At 52.7% G+C, this 21770-nt stretch carries 13 protein-coding genes and 1 tRNA gene; 5 read left to right on the top strand and 9 right to left on the bottom strand.

What is annotated here, in order from left to right; all coding sequences use genetic code 11:
• The 6 genes from QEH59_RS02415 to QEH59_RS02390 form a co-directional block, all read right to left on the bottom strand.
• Window positions 1-3477, bottom strand: coding sequence for a caspase family protein (locus tag QEH59_RS02415; RefSeq protein ID WP_308983767.1), 3477 nt, complete (start codon window positions 3475-3477; stop codon window positions 1-3).
• A gap of 12 nt (window positions 3478-3489) precedes the next feature.
• Window positions 3490-6723 (bottom strand): caspase family protein, encoded by a 3234-nt coding sequence (locus QEH59_RS02410; protein WP_308983766.1) that lies wholly within the window; start codon window positions 6721-6723, stop codon window positions 3490-3492.
• A gap of 108 nt (window positions 6724-6831) precedes the next feature.
• Window positions 6832-8325, bottom strand: coding sequence for a C1 family peptidase (locus QEH59_RS02405; protein WP_308983765.1), 1494 nt, complete (start codon window positions 8323-8325; stop codon window positions 6832-6834).
• Between the two features lie 49 nt (window positions 8326-8374).
• On the bottom strand, window positions 8375-8776 hold the full coding sequence (locus tag QEH59_RS02400) for a hypothetical protein (RefSeq protein WP_308983764.1): 402 nt from the start codon (window positions 8774-8776) through the stop codon (window positions 8375-8377).
• Window positions 8777-8854: 78 nt separating this feature from the next.
• The gene (locus QEH59_RS02395; protein WP_308983763.1) at window positions 8855-9400 is read right to left on the bottom strand and encodes a hypothetical protein; all 546 of its coding nucleotides are present in this window, start codon (window positions 9398-9400) and stop codon (window positions 8855-8857) included.
• A gap of 371 nt (window positions 9401-9771) precedes the next feature.
• Window positions 9772-10797, bottom strand: a complete 1026-nt coding sequence (locus QEH59_RS02390; protein WP_308983762.1) for a glutamine synthetase beta-grasp domain-containing protein — start codon at window positions 10795-10797, stop codon at window positions 9772-9774.
• Between the two features lie 209 nt (window positions 10798-11006).
• Here QEH59_RS02390 and QEH59_RS02385 point away from each other — a divergent pair, with 209 nt between their 5' ends.
• From QEH59_RS02385 to QEH59_RS02375, 3 genes are all read left to right on the top strand, one after another.
• Window positions 11007-11465 carry a protein kinase family protein gene (locus QEH59_RS02385; RefSeq protein ID WP_308983761.1) on the top strand — a complete coding sequence of 153 codons (459 nt, stop codon included), beginning with the start codon at window positions 11007-11009 and terminating at the stop codon, window positions 11463-11465.
• Window positions 11437-12291 (top strand): PP2C family protein-serine/threonine phosphatase, encoded by an 855-nt coding sequence (locus QEH59_RS02380; protein ID WP_308983760.1) that lies wholly within the window; start codon window positions 11437-11439, stop codon window positions 12289-12291. Before QEH59_RS02385 ends, QEH59_RS02380 begins: the two co-directional genes overlap by 29 nt.
• Window positions 12292-12378: 87 nt before the next feature.
• Window positions 12379-12464: transfer RNA gene (locus QEH59_RS02375), tRNA-Leu, on the top strand.
• Between the two features lie 262 nt (window positions 12465-12726).
• Here QEH59_RS02375 and QEH59_RS02370 read toward each other — a convergent pair.
• The 3 genes from QEH59_RS02370 to gluQRS form a co-directional block, all read right to left on the bottom strand.
• Entirely contained in the window at window positions 12727-13515 is a 789-nt protein-coding gene (locus QEH59_RS02370; RefSeq protein ID WP_308983759.1) for a PhzF family phenazine biosynthesis protein, read from the bottom strand.
• A 324-nt stretch (window positions 13516-13839) separates the two neighbouring features.
• On the bottom strand, window positions 13840-14676 hold the full coding sequence (locus QEH59_RS02365; protein WP_308983758.1) for a mechanosensitive ion channel family protein: 837 nt from the start codon (window positions 14674-14676) through the stop codon (window positions 13840-13842).
• A 2-nt stretch (window positions 14677-14678) separates the two neighbouring features.
• Complete coding sequence (gene gluQRS / locus QEH59_RS02360) at window positions 14679-15551, bottom strand: tRNA glutamyl-Q(34) synthetase GluQRS (protein WP_308983757.1); 873 nt, start codon at window positions 15549-15551, stop codon at window positions 14679-14681.
• 150 nt (window positions 15552-15701) lie between these two features.
• Here gluQRS and QEH59_RS02355 point away from each other — a divergent pair, with 150 nt between their 5' ends.
• Window positions 15702-19415 (top strand): translocation/assembly module TamB domain-containing protein, encoded by a 3714-nt coding sequence (locus tag QEH59_RS02355; protein WP_308983756.1) that lies wholly within the window; start codon window positions 15702-15704, stop codon window positions 19413-19415.
• Entirely contained in the window at window positions 19412-21490 is a 2079-nt protein-coding gene (locus tag QEH59_RS02350) for a BamA/OMP85 family outer membrane protein (RefSeq protein ID WP_308983755.1), read from the top strand. The genes QEH59_RS02355 and QEH59_RS02350 overlap by 4 nt, the downstream gene beginning before the upstream one ends.
• Window positions 21491-21770: the final 280 nt, after the last annotated feature.

The following is a 21770-nucleotide window of genomic DNA, read 5'->3' as shown; positions in this document are numbered from 1 at the left end:
TTATGGTATGACAATCGGGAAGTCCTGACCATAGCCGTAGCTAGCCGGGTATTGGGCTTCGCCTTTGTGCTCGGCAGTCACTTCCGGGACTCGGGCTTCGATGTAAGCTTTTAGCTCGTTGACGCTGACGATGCCGTCGCCGCTATCGGCCGCTCCTTTGAGACCCTCGAGGAGTGTGTAGGTGAACGCTCCGTGCCCGAGCTTGTCGAACTCGGTGGCAAACTGATCGCTCCCCGTGGCAGTCAACCAGTGAGTGCCCGTGCTGCGGGCGAGCTGTGCGATGGCTTTTTCTTCGGAAGCTCCGCGCACGGCGACGGTTTTGAGAGCTCCGGCAGATTGACAGGCGTCGAGGATGAAGAGTTGCTTTTGTGCGGCGATGTCGCGGGAGTAGGTGAGTAAGTCCTGACTGGATACAGCTATGTCCTGTAGCATACGGCGCTCGCCGTATAGTTGGCGAATTTCATGAGGCGCGAGGAAGAACTCCGGGTTCTCATCGGTCGAAACGACTCCGTGTCCGGCATAGTAGAAGATAAAAGCGTCTCGCGGCTCTGCTTCGGCTTTGATCGCTTCGAGGGTGGCTACTATGTTTTCACGCGTTGCATCACTGTCAAAGAGGGTGTAGAGGTTCTTGCGGGAAAAGAGTCCACTATACGATGATTCAAGCACCGCTTGCACGGATTGGGCATCATTGAGTGCGTAGTTTAAGTTGTATTTCGAATTTTGATACTGATTGATGCCGATAACTAATAGGTGTAGTGCAATGCCACCTTGCTCAACTTCTTGTCCGGAATCCTTTGCGTAAACAATTACTTCATCGGGAATCGATTCGGAGCCTTGTTCATTGATCGCGATCGCTCGGAAGCGGTTTTTGCCCGGTGTTAATTCAAATGTTTGTGTTAGAGATTTTGTGAAGTTTTCTTCTTCAACGTAGGTATCGTCATCTTCTACGAAGAGCCCGCGGGTTGCGCCGGAGACGAGTTTCCCATTCTGGTAAATGCGTAAGTCTGTAACCGGTGAACCAATACAGGTGGCATGCAAAGAAAGTGTGACCTTTGAGCTGGGTAATTCGAACGTTTCAAACTCATCTTCGACTGAAAGGCCGCGTGTCGAGGGACCATCGATTTTTAGCGTTAACTTGGGCGCATATTTTAAATCGGTAATCGCGATGCGTGGCTTTGGGGAGAGACCTTTGACTAATGATCCCAGTAGGCGTGGTCGATACAGTTCATCAAAGTAAGACGCGAGTGGGGTGATCGCCTCGCCTTGTATAAATTTGAGTTCTTGCTGCACGGATGTATCTGAGGCGAAGAGGCCTGTTTGCGGGTGCACTGCCAACCACTTGTTGGGATCTTCAAACAGCTTCATCTCTGCCACGACTTCGTTCTCTCGAATGTCGATTAAGCGGATGGTTTCATCGGTCGCAGATTGAGCGATTAAGAAATTATCTGATCCGATAAAACTTAGTTTTTCCGGTCTTAATTCCAGAGGTGCCGAGCCCACTATCTTTCCTGAAGGGAGCGCCATCACATGGACCTGATTACTCGTGAAATAGGCAGCGAGGGTCGAGGAGGCGTTGTAAACGATTTGAGAGTTACCCCACCAACTATAGGCTTGGTTTAGTTCACCTGTGCTCACAAAGCGCGCACTCAATGAGTTTGTCCCACTCGCTTTGTTTGATGGCCCGTATAGGTATAAAAAACGTCCGTCGGGGCTGAAACTGAGGCTGTCGATGCGCTCGTAGGCCTTGTCTGCGGTTTGAGTCCACTCCAGCTTACCACTGGCAACATTATAGCATGCTACGGTATCGATGGTTCCTGCTTCGCTATTCATTGAGTAAGCAAAAGCGACGTGACTGCCATCAGGCGAAAGTGCTACGCGCTGGTATACATCGTCGCTGATTGCGTAACTGGAAGGCACTTTGATCTCACGCACTACTCGATTTGAGTTTAGATCCGTGACGGTGACTGCTAACTGGTGATAGCGCGCCAGCATCCGGCCATCTCTTGAGAGGTCGAAGTGATAAGTCTTGGCTGAGTCACGACTGCCGCCCTGAATCACTTTTTTATCCGTATACACTCCGGTCGTTTCATCGGCTTTATAAATAGCCGAGGTATTCTTGCCCAACAAAAGCCACTGATTGGATGACTGATCGAAGTAGGAAATCGTAGTCGCAGGGTGAATACCTTCGATATTCAACTCTTTTGTCGGCAGGCCTGACTCGGTGAGGGTGATTTCCCGGAGGCTCCTCCCGTTGTGCATGAGGAAGCGGAAGTCGGTCAAACTCGCCGTGAGATCCTTTGGCTGGAAGGTGCTGATTTGCCAATCGGAGCCATAGCTTTGATTGGCGCTGTTGATTGTCGTGAGGTAGGTTAAAGCGGTTGAATTTTGGTTTTTATTTGTTGAATGCTGAGCGATGAGGTAGCGTTTCTGCCCTTGGACGCGGATTGTTGTCAGAGCATCAGCAATACGTCCTGCAATTGCTAGATTGTCGGTCTTTTGATTACTTTCCAGGTCATAAAAGATAAGGGAATCCGCACCTTCTCTTATAATTATTGGATCATCCAAGCGTTCTGGTAATACGGGGCTGATAGCAGTCGAAGATGGATGGGTAAAGAGCTGCTTAACTTCGAAGGTGACTGGATTGAAGTGACTATATTTGTTTTGTTGGCCATCAAAAGTATGCGCTAATAATCGACCATCCGGTAGGAAGCCGATGACTCCCTTATCCCAAGGTATCGTTGCCGCTACTTCCTTGGTTTTCAGGTTGAGTAGTAGTGTCGGCACTTGAGCCTTGAAGCGAACGGTCGCGAATTCACCCGCTTGGTCGACCGTGAAGTCAGTCATTTTCAGATCCTCGGTCAAGGGCACCCCGTAGTCAGTCAAGATCAGGGCGTCGACTAGTTTTGTCCGTTCTTTCGTGTTTAAATCGAGACGTTCGATATTCAGTCTGTTTTTTTTGTTATAATAACTGGCGCCGATTAATGCGGTTCGGTCATGACTCATGACCATGGAGGTCTGTGGAAAACCATACATTGAAATCACCGCGGTTCTCTTTTTAAAATCAAAGCCGTAAGCCTCCAATCTTTGACCAGTTGTCATCAGCCAGACTTCCTTGGAATCACTTCGGAACCGGGCATATTGTATGCGCAGCTTCTCACTATCCAGCGTGTAGTCTGCGATGGCGGCGCGATGCTCTATATCCCAGATTTTGAGCACTTGATTGGAGTAGGTGAGGGCATAGCGCCCGTCGGGCGATACATCGATGCCGCTTAGTGGCTCACGGTGCGGTGAGGGGCTGAGTAGATGAAGGAGCGGTTGCGCTTCGACCACTTCAGGAGCTGGCGCGTCAGCTTTCGGTTTCTCTGAAAATTCTGACTTCTCGATCAATTCAGGGTTATTGAAGAGATCTTCGTATTGAGCAAATACGCAGGATCCAATGAGCAGTGAACTGATCCATAACTTTAAAGTTTTGTTCATTTGTCGGTTAAATTAAGGTAGTAGAGCGATGGGGAAGTCCTGACCGGAGCCGTAGCTGGCAGGATATTGTGGTGAACCTTTGTGCTTCTTTGTAATTTCGGGCAATTCTGACTCCAGGTAGGCCTTGAGCTCGTTTACAGTCACGCGCCGGTCGCCCGAATCCGCTTCGCCATCGATTGCTTTGAGGAGGGTGTAGGTGAAAGCGCCATGGCCGAGGTCGGCAAATTCTGTGGCAAACTGATCATCTGCTGATGCCGTAATCCAGTGGGTGCCTGTGGCTCGGGCCAGTTGCGCGACCGCTTTTTCCTGACTGGCTCCACGTTGGGTGAAAGCCTGGAGAGCACCGCCGGAGTTACAGGCATCGAGGACGAAGAGCTGCTTCTGCGCTTTAATCGAGGCTGAAATATTCCGAAGCTGGTCCGCAGAGATCCCGTTCTCCGTGAGGCTCTGACTGTCGCCATAGATTCGTGTCACGTCGTGAGGGACGAGGTAGAACTGGTTATTCTCTTTCGACATGACACCGTGCCCGGCAAAATAGAAGACGAAGACGTCATGGGGCAGCGCAGTCGCTCGCACGGTTTCGAAGGCTTGGAGAATGCCGCTACGAGTCGCCGCTGAACTTTTAAGATGATGTTGATGGATCTTGGCAAAAAGATCGCGGTTGGCCGTTTCGATTTTATCGAGGATGGCGCTCGCATCGGCTTCTGCATAATTGAGGTTGTATTCGGAGTTGCGATACTGGTCGACGCCGACTGCGAGGATGTGTAACTCTGCCGGCCGCTGGGCGGCGCGTGCTTCCTCTATCAGAGCTTCTGGTGGGTTGACTACGATGAGCTCGGACCGGCGACTGACTCCTTCTGTGTTGATGGCGACGAGTTCGAAGCGATTCTCTTCGAGAAGCAGATCGACTTTGAATTCGCCTCTCAGTTCGGATTTCTCCTCGCCGGAGATGCTGTCGATCAGTTTGCCATTCTGGTAAAGGGTGACTTCGTCGAGTCCATATTGCTGGCTGACAGAGTGGAATATTATTTTTCGACTCATGGCCGATTCCCAATAGTCCTTTGCGGTAATGGAGGGGGGCTGTATGTATTCCTGTAGGGATTCGTCGGCCGCGACAGCATTTTCGCCAAGGGTTTTGGCCATTAGTCCCGGCTCATGACTGCGTGCGGCTATCGTGTTTAGTGGGATGGGGCGAGTGCCTTGAACTAGGAAGCCACTATCCATGATGGAGCTGGTGGCATCGAATTGTCCATTTGGAGTATAGGCTAGAAACGCTCCGCTTTCACTTCCATAAATCTTGAGTGTTAAGGTGATCGGTAAATCCGGTCTATCCATGTCGAGGAATACCAGAGGGCCGGTGCTGAGTTGGGCAACGAGGTGCCGTTGATCGCCATAGCGGTGGAGTGATTGTATTTCGCTGGCGAGGCTTTGGGCTTTTAAGTGAGCTCCCTGCTCATCTTGAGAGACTGTGATTAAGTTTTTTCCGCATGCGAGAAACAGTTGCTCGCCCGATGGGCTGAACTCGGTGTCCGTGATGCTAGTTAAAAATAGGTCGGGGTCGAATCCTGTTACGGAAGTCGACGTGAGTGCGCCCGTTTGAGAGTCAAAAGAGAGTCGCTTGCCAGAGCTTATATCGAGCATCCGGACTGAAGGTCCGACTACCGGGTCGAGCCAGACCGGTGTTCTTTCCGGTAACTCAATGGACCATTTTTCTGCCGGATAATTGTCGCTCGGATCGAAGGCGAGAGCCTCGAGGAATGGCAAGCCTACGAGGCTATCCCCCTCCCATGAGTAATTGTATATTATGCGGTAGAGCGCCTTCTCGTCGGATGCAAAACGATACTCTTGTTGAGGGGCATTATAATTCCCATTGTGACTGCTCAAAGTGCTGACGATTGGGGGCTCGCCAAACTTGTGCAGTGTCGCGGCCCGATTATTGATCTTGATGAGCCATTTCCCACTTGGGGAGACGAGCGGTGGCGAGGCGTAGACGGGGTCCGCATTTTTAAGAGGCGGTTCCTGATAGGTGATGCCCTCATTTGATGGGAATTTTGCAGTGGCAACTTGCTCGGTCGGAGCGTCGTAGAGCCGTTCGAAAAAGACTTGTTCTCCGTCGGGGCTGTGCTGAGCCCAGAAGGCCTGCTGGCCCCGTGCTTGAAATTGAAGGCCGGAGCGTGTGGCGCGGTAAAAATAGACGTTTTCGTCTATATCCATTGCGAAAAACTCAGGCTTGCTTGGGTGAAAGGCGAGGTTGTCGTAAGTAAAAGCCTGGGGGGCTTGGGGGAAATCGATTGGAGGCTCGGCGGACTCCTCAGGAGATGGCCAATGGCCGCGGTCGTCTTTTTGGACTTCGACGTTGCGGATGGTTTTCAAGCTGCCGCTTTGCAAATAGTCATGGAAATATTTTTCGGAGCCCTCTTCTTCAACCGTGCGTCGTGCCAGGATTTGCCCCTCCGTGTGAAAGAGAAAACTGACATTAGGGAGATCGATTCTGCGTATTATTTTGCCCGCGTATGGATCGAGCAATAAGTAGTAGCCGCCTGTTTCTTCGAGTGTGGTGCGTGTCTCGTCTACCCATCGGCCTCCCGTGAAATAGCCTAAGTCTTTATCCTTGCTCAAGGACGACAAGCGCTGGCTGGAACCATCGATCAGAGAAATCTCCGTGAAGACATAATCACCGTATTCCTTTGGATCGTATATATCATTGGTTGGACCATATTCTTGCGCCACAAGGATCGCTTTATCCGCATTTTTAGAAATTAGAAACGCTCTCTGATCATACCATTTGAGTGTGTCTGGCTTTATTTCCGACAGCAACTCGGGTGGGCTTTGACCATCCGTCGCGATACGATGCACTTGGATCGACTCACTCGCGTATGTGTCAGGCCATGCTGAGGTGCTGATCAGTTGGCTGCCATCTTCTGAGATGGCGATCGCAGTGATGTAGGGAGTGTTGCTTAGATTGCGAGTTTGGCCAGTTTCCAGATTGAGGGAAAATAGGCCCAGTTTCGGGTTGGAATAGATTAGTATGCGCCCATCGGGTGAAAATAAACGTGGATTGAAGCTGCCTTCGATGACGAATTTGCGCTCTAAAGTCTCTCGTTCAAAAAGACTTATCTGGTCTGAGCTTGTATCGATGAGTATTTGATCGTCTGGACTTTTTGTAGGCCTCAAGGATGGTTCAGTCTGCCAGGCGTTGGCAAGGGAGACTCCTAGCAGTAAAAAGAAATAAGGTAGGAAGCGCATAGATGGTAGTCGTTAGTCGGGTTGCAGCTGTGGGCGGAAGGCATATTTCGAGCTTCACATTGGAGTAAGCTCTGGGCTGGTTATTAAAGCCATGGCGTGTGTTTCGGTTTAGTTATGCAGGATCTCGACCATGAGCGGGACGACATGGCCGCGGGTGTTTTCCTGCACGGCGAAGCCAATGCCGTCGGAATCGTATTTAATGTATTTTTGGTCAATTAGCCGGGGGCCCAGGGCTTGGTTTACTTTGACTGACAAGGTGCCCGTTTTGGATTCTATGGATTCGATTAGAGAGGGCACATTGAGCGGTTCGTCAGAATAAAGCATGAGTAGATAGTCGGTGCCGGGTTCGTTATCCATACGGATGACTTTCCGCTCGGAGGGAAAGGCGATGGTGCTGTCTCGCCCGATCATCGGCGACATGTTGTCGTCGAAGGGTAGGATTTTAGTGATTTTACCAGTCAGATCGGTGGCGAATGCATACAGGTAGGCGCGTGAATTGGTCGTCACAAAGAAGCGGAAGCGCGTGCCGGATTGATAGGCGCGTGCCAGACGATAGCCTTGGTAGCGATTGCCCGAAGCCGACTTGCCGTCTTCGACGATTTTAATCGCGGGCATCGGGGTGCCGTCGCGTTCTTGAAAGGCGACACTGCCTGCTAGCAAGAGCGGGATTTCGGGCGGGCGAATGGTATTCTTCTGATACGGCTGTGCTTTGGGTTGCTTACCATAGGCCTGAATGGCCGCAAAGCAGGCAGGCGCAAAATGTTCATAGGGCACCCAGATATAGCCGCCATCGCCCCAGCCAGTGCCCCAACTGTTGATGATGCGAAAGGCGCCACCGTGCTTGTTGTCGTCGTAGCCGACGATGGCCATGGCGTGCGCCCCGTGACTGTCGGAGGCTTCGAGGTCGCCGGGTTGACGTGTCCAGACGCTGTGGCCACGTCGATGGAAGGAGGGATAGACCGTGAAACCGATCAATACTGGAGACCCTTCAGAGAGTGCTTTCTTGATCGAGCGCACTTTGAATTCATTGTCTGGTTTGTTATTCACGTAGAAGAGCACTTGGTAGTCCACCAAGGGAAATTCGGTGGCTTTCAGCATGTCGTTCGAATCGATGCCGATCGAGCACTGGTAGGGGACGTCCTTAATTTTGGCGGCCCCGACGGTAAGCATGAGCTGGAGTGCCTGCGCGATGTCGGTGCCTTCCTTACAATTGGGATCCGGTGTGACGAGCCGGATCTGCTCATAAATAAAGGAGGGCGAAAAGATGTTGGCGTTGATCTGTGCCTTTGAGGTTAAGCCGTGCTCAATCGCGTAGAGCATGGTGCGCATATGGTATGCGGAGGCAAAGGCGGTGCAGGTGCCGTGCGGCCCCTGATTGCCAGGAGTCGGGCAGTATTTTTCCAAGGAAACCGAGGGCGGTAAATTGGCATACGTCTCCTCTGTGACGGGCGCCTTATACGGGATGCTGCGATAGGTCTGCTCATTGAAGACCATGCCGGTGGCGTAGCGTGTGCCTTCAGTCGCGGGCTCTTGTGCCTGACCATGTAGGCTGCACAAAATCAGCGTGCAGATAGCTAATAGAAATTGAGATCGTCTAAACATATTAAAATTGAAATGCCACAGGGCGATTTTCCTTCGCGGGCTTACGTAGTCATGCCAGAATCTTCTCCAGCAATTGCTTCCATTGTGCACCTGCTGCTTTGCCGCCGAGCACATCGACGTCTTCCTGACCTGCGCCTCCTGCCCAGCGGTATTGATCTTCTAAATAATAGCTTGGCTCGACCGTGTTTTGCGGACGGATGAAGGAAAACTTGTAGCTTTGATTGCGGAGAGTGATGTGAATGCCGCCCTTGAAATAATACCAGGGCATTTTGTAGCCGCTGATCTCGCCCTTGCTGGCGCGTAGCAGGGGGCTCGGCTGTTCTTTTAGAATCGCGGCGCATGTTCCGTCCGGCATGGCGAAGCGATCCGCCAGCATCTGGATGTCGTGTTCACTAAACTTACCCGGCCCACAGGCGACAAAAGTCAGGGCATCTCCGTCCCAATGGAGCATGCCGGGGATACTTTTCCTCGCCCCCTCGAGGAGCCAGGCTCTGCTTTCGAATGCTGTCATCTTGTTGGATCGAGTGGATTATTTACGATGTTCACCAGCGACGGGAATGTCCTTGAGGCCTAGGATATTTTCAATTTCGCGCTCGATGAATTGCGCTTGGCTGGCCTCCTGAAGTCCACTTAGTAATTTCTGCTCCCGCCGGTTATTGGTGATCGCAAGTAAGTGGTAGCTGATATTCATGCCATTTTTGCTACGGTGGATGTGCTCTTTGCAATAGAGCTGCTGAATCTCATGAACACGCAGCTTCTTTGCGCCGCGCCAAGGTAATGGGTAGTGTCGGACCTTTAGGTAGTTGGGGTCGATGCTGATGTCGGTTTTGTTGACAAAGCTCGCGACGCAGAAATAGGCGAGAAAGATGCCCACCATCGCATGGATCGAGCCGAAGGCAGCCATGGGCCAGGCACCATTTTTGAGCGCAATCGTCATCCATACTACCATGAAGCCGTTCCAGATTAGGGTGAACAATGCGAGAAAGAAGGCGAATACTGAAAACCACTTTCGTCGAATGATGAGCGCGTCACGATCATGTAGGATCTCGAGATTTGCAGGTAAGGGGGTGAGCATTGTAGGGATCGGGAGAGTGTTACGTTTCGAGTCCTTTTTACATGGATTTTATGTTTTTGCCTAAGCGTATATTCTAGTTTTACCGATGCTTTCGAGCCTTTTTTTATAAGCACAGGTAATGAAGTGTATGGTTTTTCTAATCGTTTTGCTTCGCTATTCTTAATCTGAAGGAATGCCTTGCGTCACTTAAAAGAGGCTTTGGGGTGCGCGTCGGGCTGCAGTTTCGCGTTATGCTCAGGCTGGCCAGCGAGCGGAAGCCAAAAAAACGCCACTCCAGAGGAGTGGCGTTGATGATAATGATTTGGGCTTTTAAAACTCTGTTCCCAGTCTCGCTTTTCAGCTGCATAGGGCCTACCAGAGGTGTAAACGCCTTATTTGTATTCAGCTTCGACTTCAGCGACTGTTTTGGAGACGCGGGAGACGATTTGGTAAGGGTCACCTTGCGAGTTTGGACGGCGGTCTTCGAGGTAGCCCTTGTAAGCGTCGTCTTTGACGAAGCTGTGTGGCACGCGGATCGAAGCACCACGGTCGGCAACGCCCCAAGAGAACTTGTCGATTGATTGGGTTTCGTGGAGACCTGTGAGGCGCATGTGGTTGTCGGGACCGTAAGCAGCGATGTGCTCGTCCTTATACTCTTCGAACTTGTCCATCAGCTTGAGGAAATACTCCTTGCCGCCAGTTTCACGCATATATTCTGTGGAGAAATTGCAGTGCATACCAGAGCCATTCCAGTCGCCTGTGTAAGGCTTGCAGTGGTATTCTACGTCGACACCATACTTTTCGCAGAGGCGCTGTAGGATGTAGCGAGCGACCCAAACTTGGTCACAAGCCTTGTAGGCGCCCTTGCCGAAAATCTGAAATTCCCATTGGCCTTTAGCCACTTCAGCGTTGATACCTTCATGGTTGATGCCTGCATCGAGGCAGAGGTCGAGGTGTTCCTCAACGATGCTGCGAGCGATGTCACCCACAGAAGAGTAACCTGCGCCACAGTAGTAGTCGCCCTGAGGAGCAGGGAAGCCATTTTCTGGCCAGCCCAATGCGCGACCGTCCTGGATTAGGAAATATTCTTGCTCGAGGCCGACCCAAAGACCTTGGTCTTCTTGGATCGTTGCGCGGGCGTTGGATGGGTGTGGAGTGCCGTCTGGAAGCAGAACTTCACACATTACCAAAAATGCATTTTTACGTGTGCTGTCGGGGTAGAGGCCGACAGGCTTGAGGATGCAGTCAGAGCTGCTACCTTCGGCTTGCTGCGTGGAGCTGCCATCGAAGCCCCAAAGTGGGCAGTCTTCGAGTGACCAAGTGTCTACGTCGCCTTCTTTGACGCAGGTCTTGCCGCGGAGATTAGGAACTGGTGTGTAACCATCCAGCCAGAGGTATTCGAGTTTGATTTTAGCCATAGCTATTACTGTGTTATGTCAGGTTGTTGATTGACTGTTGAGTTTCAGCGGGTGGTAGAAAATGCGCCACCTGCGGAAATTATATTTTAGCAGAATGCGTGCCATTGCCTCCGCGTGTTTTATTTTTTACGCTCTATGAATAGAACCTTGCAAGATTTCTGTTGAAATCTTGCCATTGCACAAGAGAAACCCTGAAATTTTTTTTAATAATGGAAGAAGCCAAAAATACAGCCAGAGCGGTCGTTCATATCGGTTATGATGGGCGAGTGCATAAAACCTTTAAAGGACCGCAAGCTCGCGAGCGTTATGAGAATGAGGTGAGGGTATTGCAGTTCTTGGATCAGCACGGTTGTACTTTCGTGCCTAAAATCGTCGAAAAGGATGACGCCAAACTGTATTTAGTGACCTCTAACTGTGGGGCGCGCGTGGATCGCATCAGTGATAGAAAGAAGCAGCAGGTTTTTCACGAATTGGAGCAGTATGGCGTGCGACACGATGATGCCGAGGTTCGTAACATCACTTATAGCGCGCAATTAGGCCGATTTTGTGTGATTGATTTCGAGTTTGCGACGATTTTGGTTCCCGGGTATCCGCCATCACCTAAAATGGAGTCGGTCGCTGATCGGAGTCAGTGGAATCGTGGAACGGAGCAAATGGGCGATGAGTGAGCAGGCGTATCAAGAGGCGAGCGCGATACGTTGGTCAGGGTTGACTGATGTTGGGCGTTATCGCAAAAACAACGAAGACGCCTTTTTAGCCTTAGCAATTAATGGTGAAGGAGTGCGGCGACTTGGCAAATTTGGCGATGCGGAGTTGATCGAAAATGACTATATTTTCGCGGTCAGTGATGGCATGGGAGGCGCCAACGCTGGAGAGTTTGCTAGCCAGATTGCCGTGGATAAAATCACTAACCTGCTGCCACAAGCCTTTCGTACGGCGGCTGGCGGAATCGACGTTGGTTTTCAAGACGTGCTCGGCGAGCTGTTTGACCAGATTCACCGAGAGCTCACACATATGGGCTTTTGCTACGAAGAATTGCGCGGCATGGGAGCGACATTGAGTCTCTGTTGGGTGCGTCCGGGGTGGGTGTACTTTGGCCATGTCGGCGATAGTCGTATCTATCATTTGCCCGCGTCGGGAGGCATTCAGCAGGTTAGTCATGACCATACGCATGTTGGTTGGCAGCAGCGCCAAGGAAAATTGAGGGAATTACAGGCGCGAAGCCACCCTGGGCGTAACGCCCTGCAGCAGGTGCTGGGGGGGAAGAATCAGAATTTGAGCCCGCAGTTTGGGGCGGTGGGTTATGATGCCGGGGATGCTTTTCTTATCTGTTCAGATGGGCTAGTTGAGGGGCTCTGGGATAGCGGAATGAAACGTTTAATTCGTAACCCGCCCAAAAATGCGCCGGCAGACGTGGCTCAGCGTCTGGTGTCTGAGGCTGTTCAAACAGACGGCAAAGATAATACCACCGCGCTCGTTTTTGAGATGCAGTGACATTGTTCCCGTAATCTTCCAGTAATTTTCGAGCTGAAATCATTGACAGCCTTCATTTAATCAACGAAATACGAACCCTCGAAAGATGCTCAGGTGGTGGAACGGCAGACACGCCACGTTCAGGTCGTGGTGCCCGCAAGGGCGTGAGGGTTCAAATCCCTCCCTGAGTACCATTCGCTCCGCTCAATAGGAAGTGCTTTTTACCCTATGGGTGGTTCGATCCGTTGCGCGTTCGGTCTTGTCGCTTCGCTTGGAACAAATCCCTCCCTGATTACCATCGAATGTCTTCCGAATGGCGGCTCGCGCCCGTGGTTATCGATGGTGATAAACTTGGTGCATTTTCTATCATTGTGATAGTATCAATGACTGGCGCGTCGGAGCTGAGCGCTGGGGCGCCACTTGGGCGCTGAGGATGTGTGGCATGTGGACTTAGTCTCAATCGCGATTCAGTTCTATGTCACCTTTCAGATAAGCTATTGTTTTTCCGGCGATCAGTACCCTGTCCTTGCTGAGCCTGCATCGAAGTTGGCCAGTCCTCCTTGAGAGCTGTGTTGCCATCATATCTGATTTTCCTAATCTGTCAGCCCAGTAGGGCGTCATGGCGCAGTGGGCCGAGCCTGTGACTGGATCTTCGTTGATTCCAAAATTGGGTGCGAAAAAGCGACTCACAAAGTCAGAAGATTTTCCCGGGGCAGTGACGATCACTCCGCGTAGGTTTAATTCGCGTAGTTTTGTGAAATCAGGAGACAGGGAACGAATCGTCGCTTCATCTTTGTAAACCGCCATGTAATCCATCCCTTTGAAGCACTGAGAAGGCACTTTTCCCAAGCCTTCGATTAATGCAGCTGGGGGTTCACAGGGAACTCCTGCTTGAATCGGGAAATCGAGTTCTAGAAGCTCACCGCATTTAGTCACGCCAAGTAGGCCACTCTTTGAGTGAAAAGTGATTTCATTCCTATTTAGACCGTTATTTTCGAATATGACATGAGCTGCCGCGAGTGTCGCATGTCCGCAGAGATCCACCTCCTTCGTCGGTGTGAACCAGCGAAGCTCATAAGCGCTCTCTTTTTCAACATAGAATGCTGTTTCAGCCAAATTATTCTCTTCCGCAATCGCTTGCAGTATTTCATCCGGTAGCCAGGCCTCTAAAGGGCATACAGCTGCTGGATTCCCCTGAAAGGTTCTTGGGGCGAATGCGTCAATTTGGTAAATGGGCAGTTTCATTTTATCTTCTTTCTATATCGATGATCCTAGGAAGAGGCACGCGAGCATCTAAGAAGGTGGCAAATTTACTTGCGTCTGATTGTATACTTCCATTCGGAGTTGCGTTTGCATTGTCGAATATTTGTGCGTCAGATAGGCTGTAGCTTGGGATTGTTGTTTCAGAGAAGTAGGCATCTTTCAAGACAAGTACAAAAGAGGCATCATGTCGACTTTCATGGTTCAAAACAGCGCACCTGAGCGGTATGAATCGTTATTATAGGCAGATGCGCCTGTATCGGGACGACGGTTGTGTCCGGACCGTCCTACCTAACTGCTGGTCCCGCTTTAACCCTCCTTGGGCTCTGAGGGGATCAGGTGAACATCGCGCTGTGGGAAGGGGATGTTGATCTTTGCATCTTTTAATGCACGGAAGACGGCTAGGTTGATTTGGTAGCGGGTTTGGTGGTAGGTTTGGGTGGGCACCCAGACGCGGTAGCCGATGTTGATCGCGGAGTCGCCGAAGTCTTCGATCCCGACGTCGGGCTCGCGCTCGGGCGCGATGCCTTCGATTTTTTTGACGGCTGTGGCGATGCATTGGATCGCTTGTTCGGGATCGGCGCTATAATCAATGCCCACGACGGCTTCGACTACTTTGAACTCGTAGGAGTTGGTGAAAATTTCGCCTAATACCTTGCGGTTGGGTATGGTGATGCGTTCTTCGTCTTCGTTGATTAACTGGGTGTTGCCGAGGTTGACGCTATCGACGATGCCGCAGAGTCCATTGAGTGTGAGTGTGTCGCCAACGACAAAGGGGCGGGTGATAATCAGCACGACGCCGGCGCCGTAGTTGGAAATGGGGCCTTGGACTGCTAGGCTTAAACCGAAGGCGCTGGCACCGATGAGGGCGATCAGGGGGGTGATTTCAATGTTTGCCTTGCTGAGTGCCATGATCAGCGCGAAGGAGATGATGATGACTTTTGTGGCGCCCGCGAAGAAGCGCGCGAGTGTGGGGTCGAGCTCTTTCTTTTCGCAGATTTTAAGGATGAGATTGGCGACGCGTTTCCCTATCCAAATGCCTAGGATGAGAATCAGCACGGCCATGAATAGGCGCATGCCGTTTTCTACAAAGTAGAGGATCAGTTTGTTTTTAAGCTCTTCGAGTTGTTGCAGTTCTTCTTGCATATTCAGATGGAGTCTTCGAGTCCCGACCACCAGTCATCGGAGGTGCGCAGGTTTGCGGGTTGATGTCCGGCGGCTTTTAATTCGCGCAGTGTGAGGGAGCGGTTGCGCTTGGCGAGTCTTTGTCCGGTGGTATCGCAGAGCAGGGGAGTGTGGTAGAACTCGGGGGCTTTTAGGCCGAGGGCCTGGTAGAGCAGCAGCTGTCGGGCGGTGGAGATGAGTAGGTCTTCGCCACGCACGACTTCGCTGATTTGCATGGCGGCATCGTCGACCACCACTGCGAGCTCATAGGCGGGCACGCCGTCTTTTCGCCAGACGAGGAAGTCGCCGAAGTCGCGCAAGCAGGTAAAGGCGCAGGGGCCTAGGCGACCATCGTCGAACTCGATGCATCGTTCGTCGGGCACGCGAAAGCGCCAATTGGTGTCGCCGGGGCTGTCGGCCGCCTGACCGGTGCCGAGTGGTGGGCGCCAGCTTTCGGGGTAGATGGGCTCGCTGGCCTCTTCTTCGGGGTGGGGGGCTTGTGCGGCGCGGGCGACATCTTTGCGTGATTTATCGCAGGGGTAAATGTAGCCGGCGTCTTTTAAGCGCGCCCATGCTTGCAGGAACAATGCGTGACGCTCGCTCTGGCGGTAGGGGCCGGTGGGGCCGCCCACATCGGGGCCTTCGTCCCAGTCGCAGCCAAACCAGCGCAGGTCTGCGATGGCTCCTTGGGAGAATTCTGGTTTGCAGCGTTGTGGATCCAGATTCTCATCGCGGAAGATGAGTTGACCGCGGGCTTCTCTGGCGCGTTCCATTGCGATCCAAAAGGTGCGTGCATGGCCCAAGTGCAGATAGCCAGTCGGTGTGGGTGCAATGCGTCCTCGGTAGGTCGAACTCATGAGGCAAATGCTAGCGCGGGATGTGTTGTGTTCACAAGCTTAGTGTGTGGGTGGATGTCGTTTTTTTAGGCATTGAGTTAATTTGACCGAACTTAAAATCCGGTGAAACAAGTTGAGCTATTATGCGCTCTGTTTAGTCTTTGGGTCTTTGTGAGGAAATTTCGCTACATACGCATACTGGTTCGGCTGTTGGTTTATGGTTTGGTTGGTCTCTGCGCTTTATGGGTCACCAGTATTTGGTGGCTCCCTCGCGCTATGCCCACCTTGCTGCGTTGGGGGGATGTGGAGGTGCGCTCGGTGCAGCGTTTGGAGTCGGGGCGGCTGTTATTTACGGAGCTGGGCTATGCTAGGGATTCGTTTCGCTGCTCGCTGGGGCGCTTGGAGGTGCCTTCGCTGCAGCAATATTTGTGGGAACGCTTGGGCGGAGATTTTTCGTCTGCCTCTTTGTTGGAGGTGGATACTTTGCGGGTTGAGTTGAGCGAGGGCTCATCCGCGGAGCCGGCCGAGTCGGAGCCGGTGGATGTGGTTTCCGCGGTGCGGCAAGCGCGTGAGGCCTTGCGGACCTATGGGCAATGGCTGCCTCCGCTGAAGTTGAATGATTTACAGGTCCACGCGTCGGATGGAGCCGCGATATTCGAGCTGCCTAGGTTGACGTTGAGTGATTGGCAACTGGCCGCGGTCGTTGAGTCGGTGCGCTTGCCAGACTTGCTGGATCAGGTGGAGCTGCGGGCTGCGTTGGAGCCGAACGCGGACTGGACGGCACTGGTGACGGCTCCCGCTGCGGGACTAGAGTTGGACTTATCACTGGAGCCTCGTCCGGAAGAGTTGGATGTGAGTTTTGAATTTCGTCGCGCGGGGGAGCGAGCCGTGGGCTTGGTTTCGTTTTCGGAGGGGGAGCGGTTGCCGGTGCGGGCAGCACTTCAGTCGGAGCGGTTTGCGATCGATCCTGAATGGTTTCCCTCTGCGGTGGCCATGCAATGGCAAGGCGGAGCGCTGACAGGCGTTGATTTTCGTTGGGAAGCTGGGCGATATATGGGCAGGCTACAACTTGAGGGTGTGGTGCAGGCGCGAGATCAGGACTCGATTACAATGACGGGGGGCATGGAGTTTTCGGGTGATTTAGAACGCTTGCGGGTGGAGGTACTGCAAGTGGCTGCGGGCTGGGGGCAGTTGCGTTTACGTCAGCCTTTGGAAATGAATCTAGCTGATGGCAGTGTGGCTGAGCGGGCTGAATTTCATGCCAGTGTCGACTTATCACAGCAGGCCTTCTTGCCTGCAGGCGGCCAGATCGAGGCCAGTCTGAGTGTGGCGCCCTCGTTGAGTGCGGGGCCGAACGTGCTGTTCAATTTAAATGCCAAGGACTTGATTTACGATCGCTATCAGGTGGCACAGGTGGATGTGGCGGGGCGCTGGGAAGGTTCCGTCTTGCGGGTGGATGAGGCCGTGCTGCAGCCCTTGGCGTCGGATGCGGGGGTGGTGGACTTGAGCGGGCAGGTTGACCTGTCCACCCTGTCGCTTGATTTCGAATACAGTGTCGCGCTCGCTTCAGAGTGGCTGAATACGATGGTGGCTCCGCTTGCGCTTTCGGATGGGTTAAAGACCCGTGGGCGGATTGGTGGAGACTGGCAGCGCCCTATGATTGTGGGGGACTTGGAGCCACTCACGGTGGAGTATCCGGGCGTGACGCCCATCAGCTTGTCGGGGAGCTATCAGAGTGAGGGTTGGCAACAATGGACTGTGGCTGGCTCGGCGACAGCCGCGGGTGCGGTGATCGAGGCATCCTTCGTGACTCGGCTTGAGGAGGGACGTGTGTCGCTGGATCTCAGTCGCTTCGTGTGGGTGGACCCCGTGCGTCCGACACTAGAGCTGCAGGCGCCCGCACATTTTAGCTATCGATATTCCGGGGATGCGGATTTTCCAGAATCGCGATTTATAGCTGAGCGCTTTCACTTGCAGGGGCCAGAGTTAGATATCGAAGCTGGCTGGAATCCGGCCACGGGCTTGGAGCTAGGCTTGCGCAATGTTACATTACAACGCTTGGGGCGTTGGGTGGATCGAGACTTGCCCTCGCTCACCATCGAATCGGTGGAGCTGTCCATTTCAGATTTGCGGCCGCATTTGTTGGGGTCCTTGGGGGTGCACTTGGAAACGCGAGCCGTTGGCGAGGAGCTGCCCCTGCGTGTAGATGTCGAGCTTGAGTTGAGCCCCGAAGGTCTCGTCGCGGATACCGTGCAGTTGCAATTTGCGGAGGCTCCCTTGCTACAAGGTTCGATCCGCGCGCCTGTGCGGTTGCAATTGCCAGTGGCGGGTGAAGCATTTTGGACGGTATTAGATCGCGGAGATTTGGCCGCGAGTTTGACCGGTTCCGTGACGCCCAGCTTTGCAAAATGGTTGTCGCAGCATTTCGGTTTGAAGCTTAGTCAGGCGGCGTTGAACATGCAAGTGGGCGGCCGGATGGAGCAGCCTACGGGGGTGCTGGAAGTGTCGATTGCCAGTTTGGAAACATCGTTGGAGAACGTCCCGGAGATTGATCATATTGAAATTGTGGCGCGGGCTGAAGCTGATCGTGTTCAAATTGAGCAGTTCAAATTTATCGTGAATCAGAGTGAGGTGACGGGGCGCTTGAGCGTGCCGACCGCGGGGCTGATCACTGCACTCACCGGGAGCTTGGAGGCTCGCAAGGCATGGCTCTCGGCAGGAAGTGGGCGAATCGAGCTGAGGGATTGGCAAGCCGAAAACTGGGTGGATTATTTGCCCCCGATCATGCGGCGTAGCGGACGTGTGAGCGGTTCCTTAGACCTGCAGCCCGATTGGAATTTGACGGGGCGTTTATCCTTTCAAGACTTCGCCCTGCGCCCGACAGAATCATTACCTTCGGTGGATTTGATCCGTGGCGAGCTAGAGTTGGCGGAACGTCGCTTTACGGCAAAAGAGGCTTCGGCGCAAGTGGGGGGCAGTCCAGTGAGCTTTACCGGTTGGTTGGATGCAGGCGATCTGGATCGTCCGCTGTGGGAGTTTCACGTGCACGGGCTGAATGTGCCTTTTGTACGAACCACAGATATGATTTTGCGCAGTGATTTGGATGTGCAGGCCAGCCATACCAATCATGACGAGAGCGCGATCGTTCAGGGTAATTTAAACTTACGCTCGAGCACCATGCTGGTGGAATTTGATCCGCTCGCACCGAGCGTGGAAAGTGGACCGCAGTCAAAGCCTCCCTATTTTTCGATTCGTGAGCCGGCGATTGCAGACTGGCGCTTTGATCTTAAAATCGCCGGAGATTCGTTTATGCGGGTGCGCAGTCCCTATTTTCGCACGCAGTTAACGGCCAACTTTGACTTGGGAGGCACTTTTGCAGAACCCTTATTGATCGGGACGGTGCGGACCGTGGATGGAGAGCTACGCTTTCCCGGTGCCAGAATGCGACTCACTAGCGGCGAAGCTTATATCGAGCCAGGCCAACCGAATACGGTGCAGTTAAGTTTCAACGGTATTGCGCAAAAAGCCTCGTACATCATTACGATGGATGTGACGCAGACCCTGGAGGATCCACATGTGCAATTTCAATCCACGCCGACACTCTCGAATGCCTCAATCGTGAGACTGCTGACGACTGGTAGCACTTCTGGCGGCGGTGTCGGTTCGGTCGGGCTGTATCTGGGGCAAGGCTTGCTGGGTGCGGGCGGAATGGATGAACAGTTTTCTGATCGTTTGACGGTCGATGTCGGCGAGGAGACCAGCCGTAGCGGTCGGAATACAGTCGGGGTTCGCTATGAGTTATCGGAAGATGTGTTTCTGGAGGGAGGCTACGATGTGTATGATGCGTATAACCTGGATTTAATTTGGAGTCTATTTAAGCGATGAGGCGGCTACTACCGATTGCAATTTTGGCTCTGTTGTGGGGCAGCACTTTAATGGGGCAGAGTAATCTCACGGTGTCTGGCTTGGGATTTTTTCAAGATCGAAGCATGGATGCACGCTTGTCATTCTTGAATAATGTCGAGTCAGATGTGACGATTGATTTGGATGCCGCCATCTTGGAAGACAGTGCATTCTTATTGTTGGAGCAAATGAAGCGAAAGGGCTATCTAGAGCCCACGATCGAGGGGCGGATGCGTGTGGGGGATACCGAGCGCTCTGTTTATTGGCAGGGAGATTATGCCATTCAACTTGAAGTCGATTTTGTCGCGGAGGCGGTTGAATTTATCATCACTCCCGGAGTGTTGTCATACTACGATACAGTTGTGGTCGATGGAGTGCATGCGATCGAAGCGAAACAAGTGGAGCGCTTTTTTATTCCCGGAGGTGTCTTGTTTTCCGGCAAGAAAGCACGCGTTTTCACCTACGAGAATTTTGAGCGTCGGCAGGGGCGACTGCTGCGAGCTTTGGATGACTTAGGCTATCGCTCCGCGCAAGTAGTGAACCAGCAGATTGACATTGATCCAGTGAGCGGGGCCGTTCAGGTAGAGCTCAAGATTGAGCAGGGGCCCTTATATCAAATTGGTGAGTTAGAGATCGTGATTACGCGCGCAGGTAGTGAGGATGAGGTGCGCAAAGAGCCTGCGCAGGGAGTGGTGTTCACCCGCGAATGGGAACAGGCCGAGCGTGCGGCGCTTCGTAACGAAGCTTATCGCGCAGGCTATCCGGATGCGACAGTCAGCAGTGAGATTGTGGCTGATTCTGAAGAGCAGGCAGGTGTGATACTTCGCCATCTGCGCTATCGTGTGGACTACGGGCCGGCTGTCACGCTTCAGCAAATTGAGTTCGACGGTGATGCGGCTACAAAACGTTCTGTTTTGAAGCGACAGGTTGAATTAAAGGCAGGCGAGCCGCTGGATTTAATTGCAGTGAGTGAGGCGCGGCGTCAATTGATGGGCTTAGGGATTTTTCAAGAAGTCGGTCTGCAGCTGGAGCCGACTAGCGGCGATGCCCGCTCGGTGGTGTATGCGCTCAGCCCGAGTCAGCGTAAGGAGCTACAGCTGCGAGCAGGTTGGGGTAGTTATGAACAGGCCCGGCTAGGTTTTCGCTGGGAGCACCGCAGCCCCTGGGGGCGCGCGCACCGTTACGAGGTCGAAGTGAAACAGAGCTTCAAATCGACACTCGGCGAGGCCACCTATTCGATTCCCCAGTTTTTAGGGACCGAGTTGACGACGTATCTGAATGCTGAATACAATTATCGGGAAGAGCTTTCTTTTGATCGACGTGCCCAAGGGATGGCCGTTGGCACTTCTATGCAATTGTCGGATACGGGGCTGCGCCTGGCGGTCGAGTATGGTTTTTCGCAAGAGAATGCTGATCGTCTGGATCTAGTTAGTTTTGAATCGGAAGAAGACGCTACAGTGGCGAGTGTGACTTTTAAAGCATCGCTGGACCGACGTGATGACTTTTTAGCGCCCAGTTCCGGCTATAGCTTATATGCCAGCTTAGAAACTGCGGGACAATGGCTGGGCGGAAGCGTGAACTTTCAAAAGTTAGAGCTGGGGGGCAGCTACCATACTTCGTTGAGTGAGAGCATACTGCTCCATGCCGGACTGCAAGGAGGCACGATTTTTACTACCGGCGCGGCCGAGGATAATATTCCATTTAATGAGCGCTTTTTCTCGGGTGGGGAAAATTCAGTGCGTGGTTACGTCGAAGGTGGCGCTTCCCCCAGGGATTCCGGGGGCGATGAAGTGGGCTCAGAGAGTTATCTCTTGCTTAATTTAGAGTTGGAGCAGCGTATTTACTCTCAGCTTTCGACCGTGTTCTTTTTTGATTCTGTTTTGAATGCCCGCGACGGCTTTTTCGATCGCGAGCGGGAGGTCTTGAGCTCCATCGGATTTGGACTTCGGTATCAGACAGTGGTGGGGCCCTTGCGTTTGGAGTATGGGCACAATTTGAATCCCAGAGATTCCGATTCGGACGGCGCGCTACATTTTTCGATCGGCTTCCCTTTTTAGCTGTGAGTATTATAAACTGTTGCGAAATGTCGGGGCTTCATTTATGAAGACCGACGCACCCAGGCTCGGCGCTCAAGCTCGGCGGGCGTCACGAGTGACGCCCCTACGTCTTCTTTCGCCCTTTTTAGGCGCTTACGCTTTCTCCTTGATCTTCAATGAAATGCAGGCAGTGTTTGCGACTTCCTTTCTGAGTAATTACCGCTTTTCGCGTAAAATAGCTCGGATTTATATCGGACCCGGATGCGTTATTATGTTGGCCGGGCATTTCACCCACAGCAAA

The sequence above is a fragment of the Thalassobacterium sedimentorum genome (assembly GCF_031127905.1).
Classification (GTDB): domain Bacteria; phylum Verrucomicrobiota; class Verrucomicrobiia; order Opitutales; family Coraliomargaritaceae; genus Thalassobacterium; species Thalassobacterium sedimentorum.
Note: the sequence above shows the minus strand (reverse complement) of the source record. Positions and strands in the feature narration are given on the sequence as shown.

Bases quoted from the DNA above. Each gene is read 5' to 3' on its own strand.
- QEH59_RS02415 (WP_308983767.1), bottom strand. From the start codon at position 3,477: ATGAACAAAACTTTAAAGTTATGGATCAGTTCACTGCTCATTGGATCC.
- gluQRS (WP_308983757.1), bottom strand. From the start codon at position 15,551: ATGAGTTCGACCTACCGAGGACGCATTGCACCCACACCGACTGGCTAT.
- QEH59_RS02405 (WP_308983765.1), bottom strand. From the start codon at position 8,325: ATGTTTAGACGATCTCAATTTCTATTAGCTATCTGCACGCTGATTTTG.
- QEH59_RS02410 (WP_308983766.1), bottom strand. From the start codon at position 6,723: ATGCGCTTCCTACCTTATTTCTTTTTACTGCTAGGAGTCTCCCTTGCC.
- QEH59_RS02370 (WP_308983759.1), bottom strand. From the start codon at position 13,515: ATGAAACTGCCCATTTACCAAATTGACGCATTCGCCCCAAGAACCTTT.
- QEH59_RS02400 (WP_308983764.1), bottom strand. From the start codon at position 8,776: ATGCTCCATTGGGACGGAGATGCCCTGACTTTTGTCGCCTGTGGGCCG.
- QEH59_RS02395 (WP_308983763.1), bottom strand. From the start codon at position 9,400: ATGCTCACCCCCTTACCTGCAAATCTCGAGATCCTACATGATCGTGAC.
- QEH59_RS02350 (WP_308983755.1), top strand. From the start codon at position 19,412: ATGAGGCGGCTACTACCGATTGCAATTTTGGCTCTGTTGTGGGGCAGC.
- QEH59_RS02390 (WP_308983762.1), bottom strand. From the start codon at position 10,797: ATGGCTAAAATCAAACTCGAATACCTCTGGCTGGATGGTTACACACCA.
- QEH59_RS02385 (WP_308983761.1), top strand. From the start codon at position 11,007: ATGGAAGAAGCCAAAAATACAGCCAGAGCGGTCGTTCATATCGGTTAT.
- QEH59_RS02365 (WP_308983758.1), bottom strand. From the start codon at position 14,676: ATGCAAGAAGAACTGCAACAACTCGAAGAGCTTAAAAACAAACTGATC.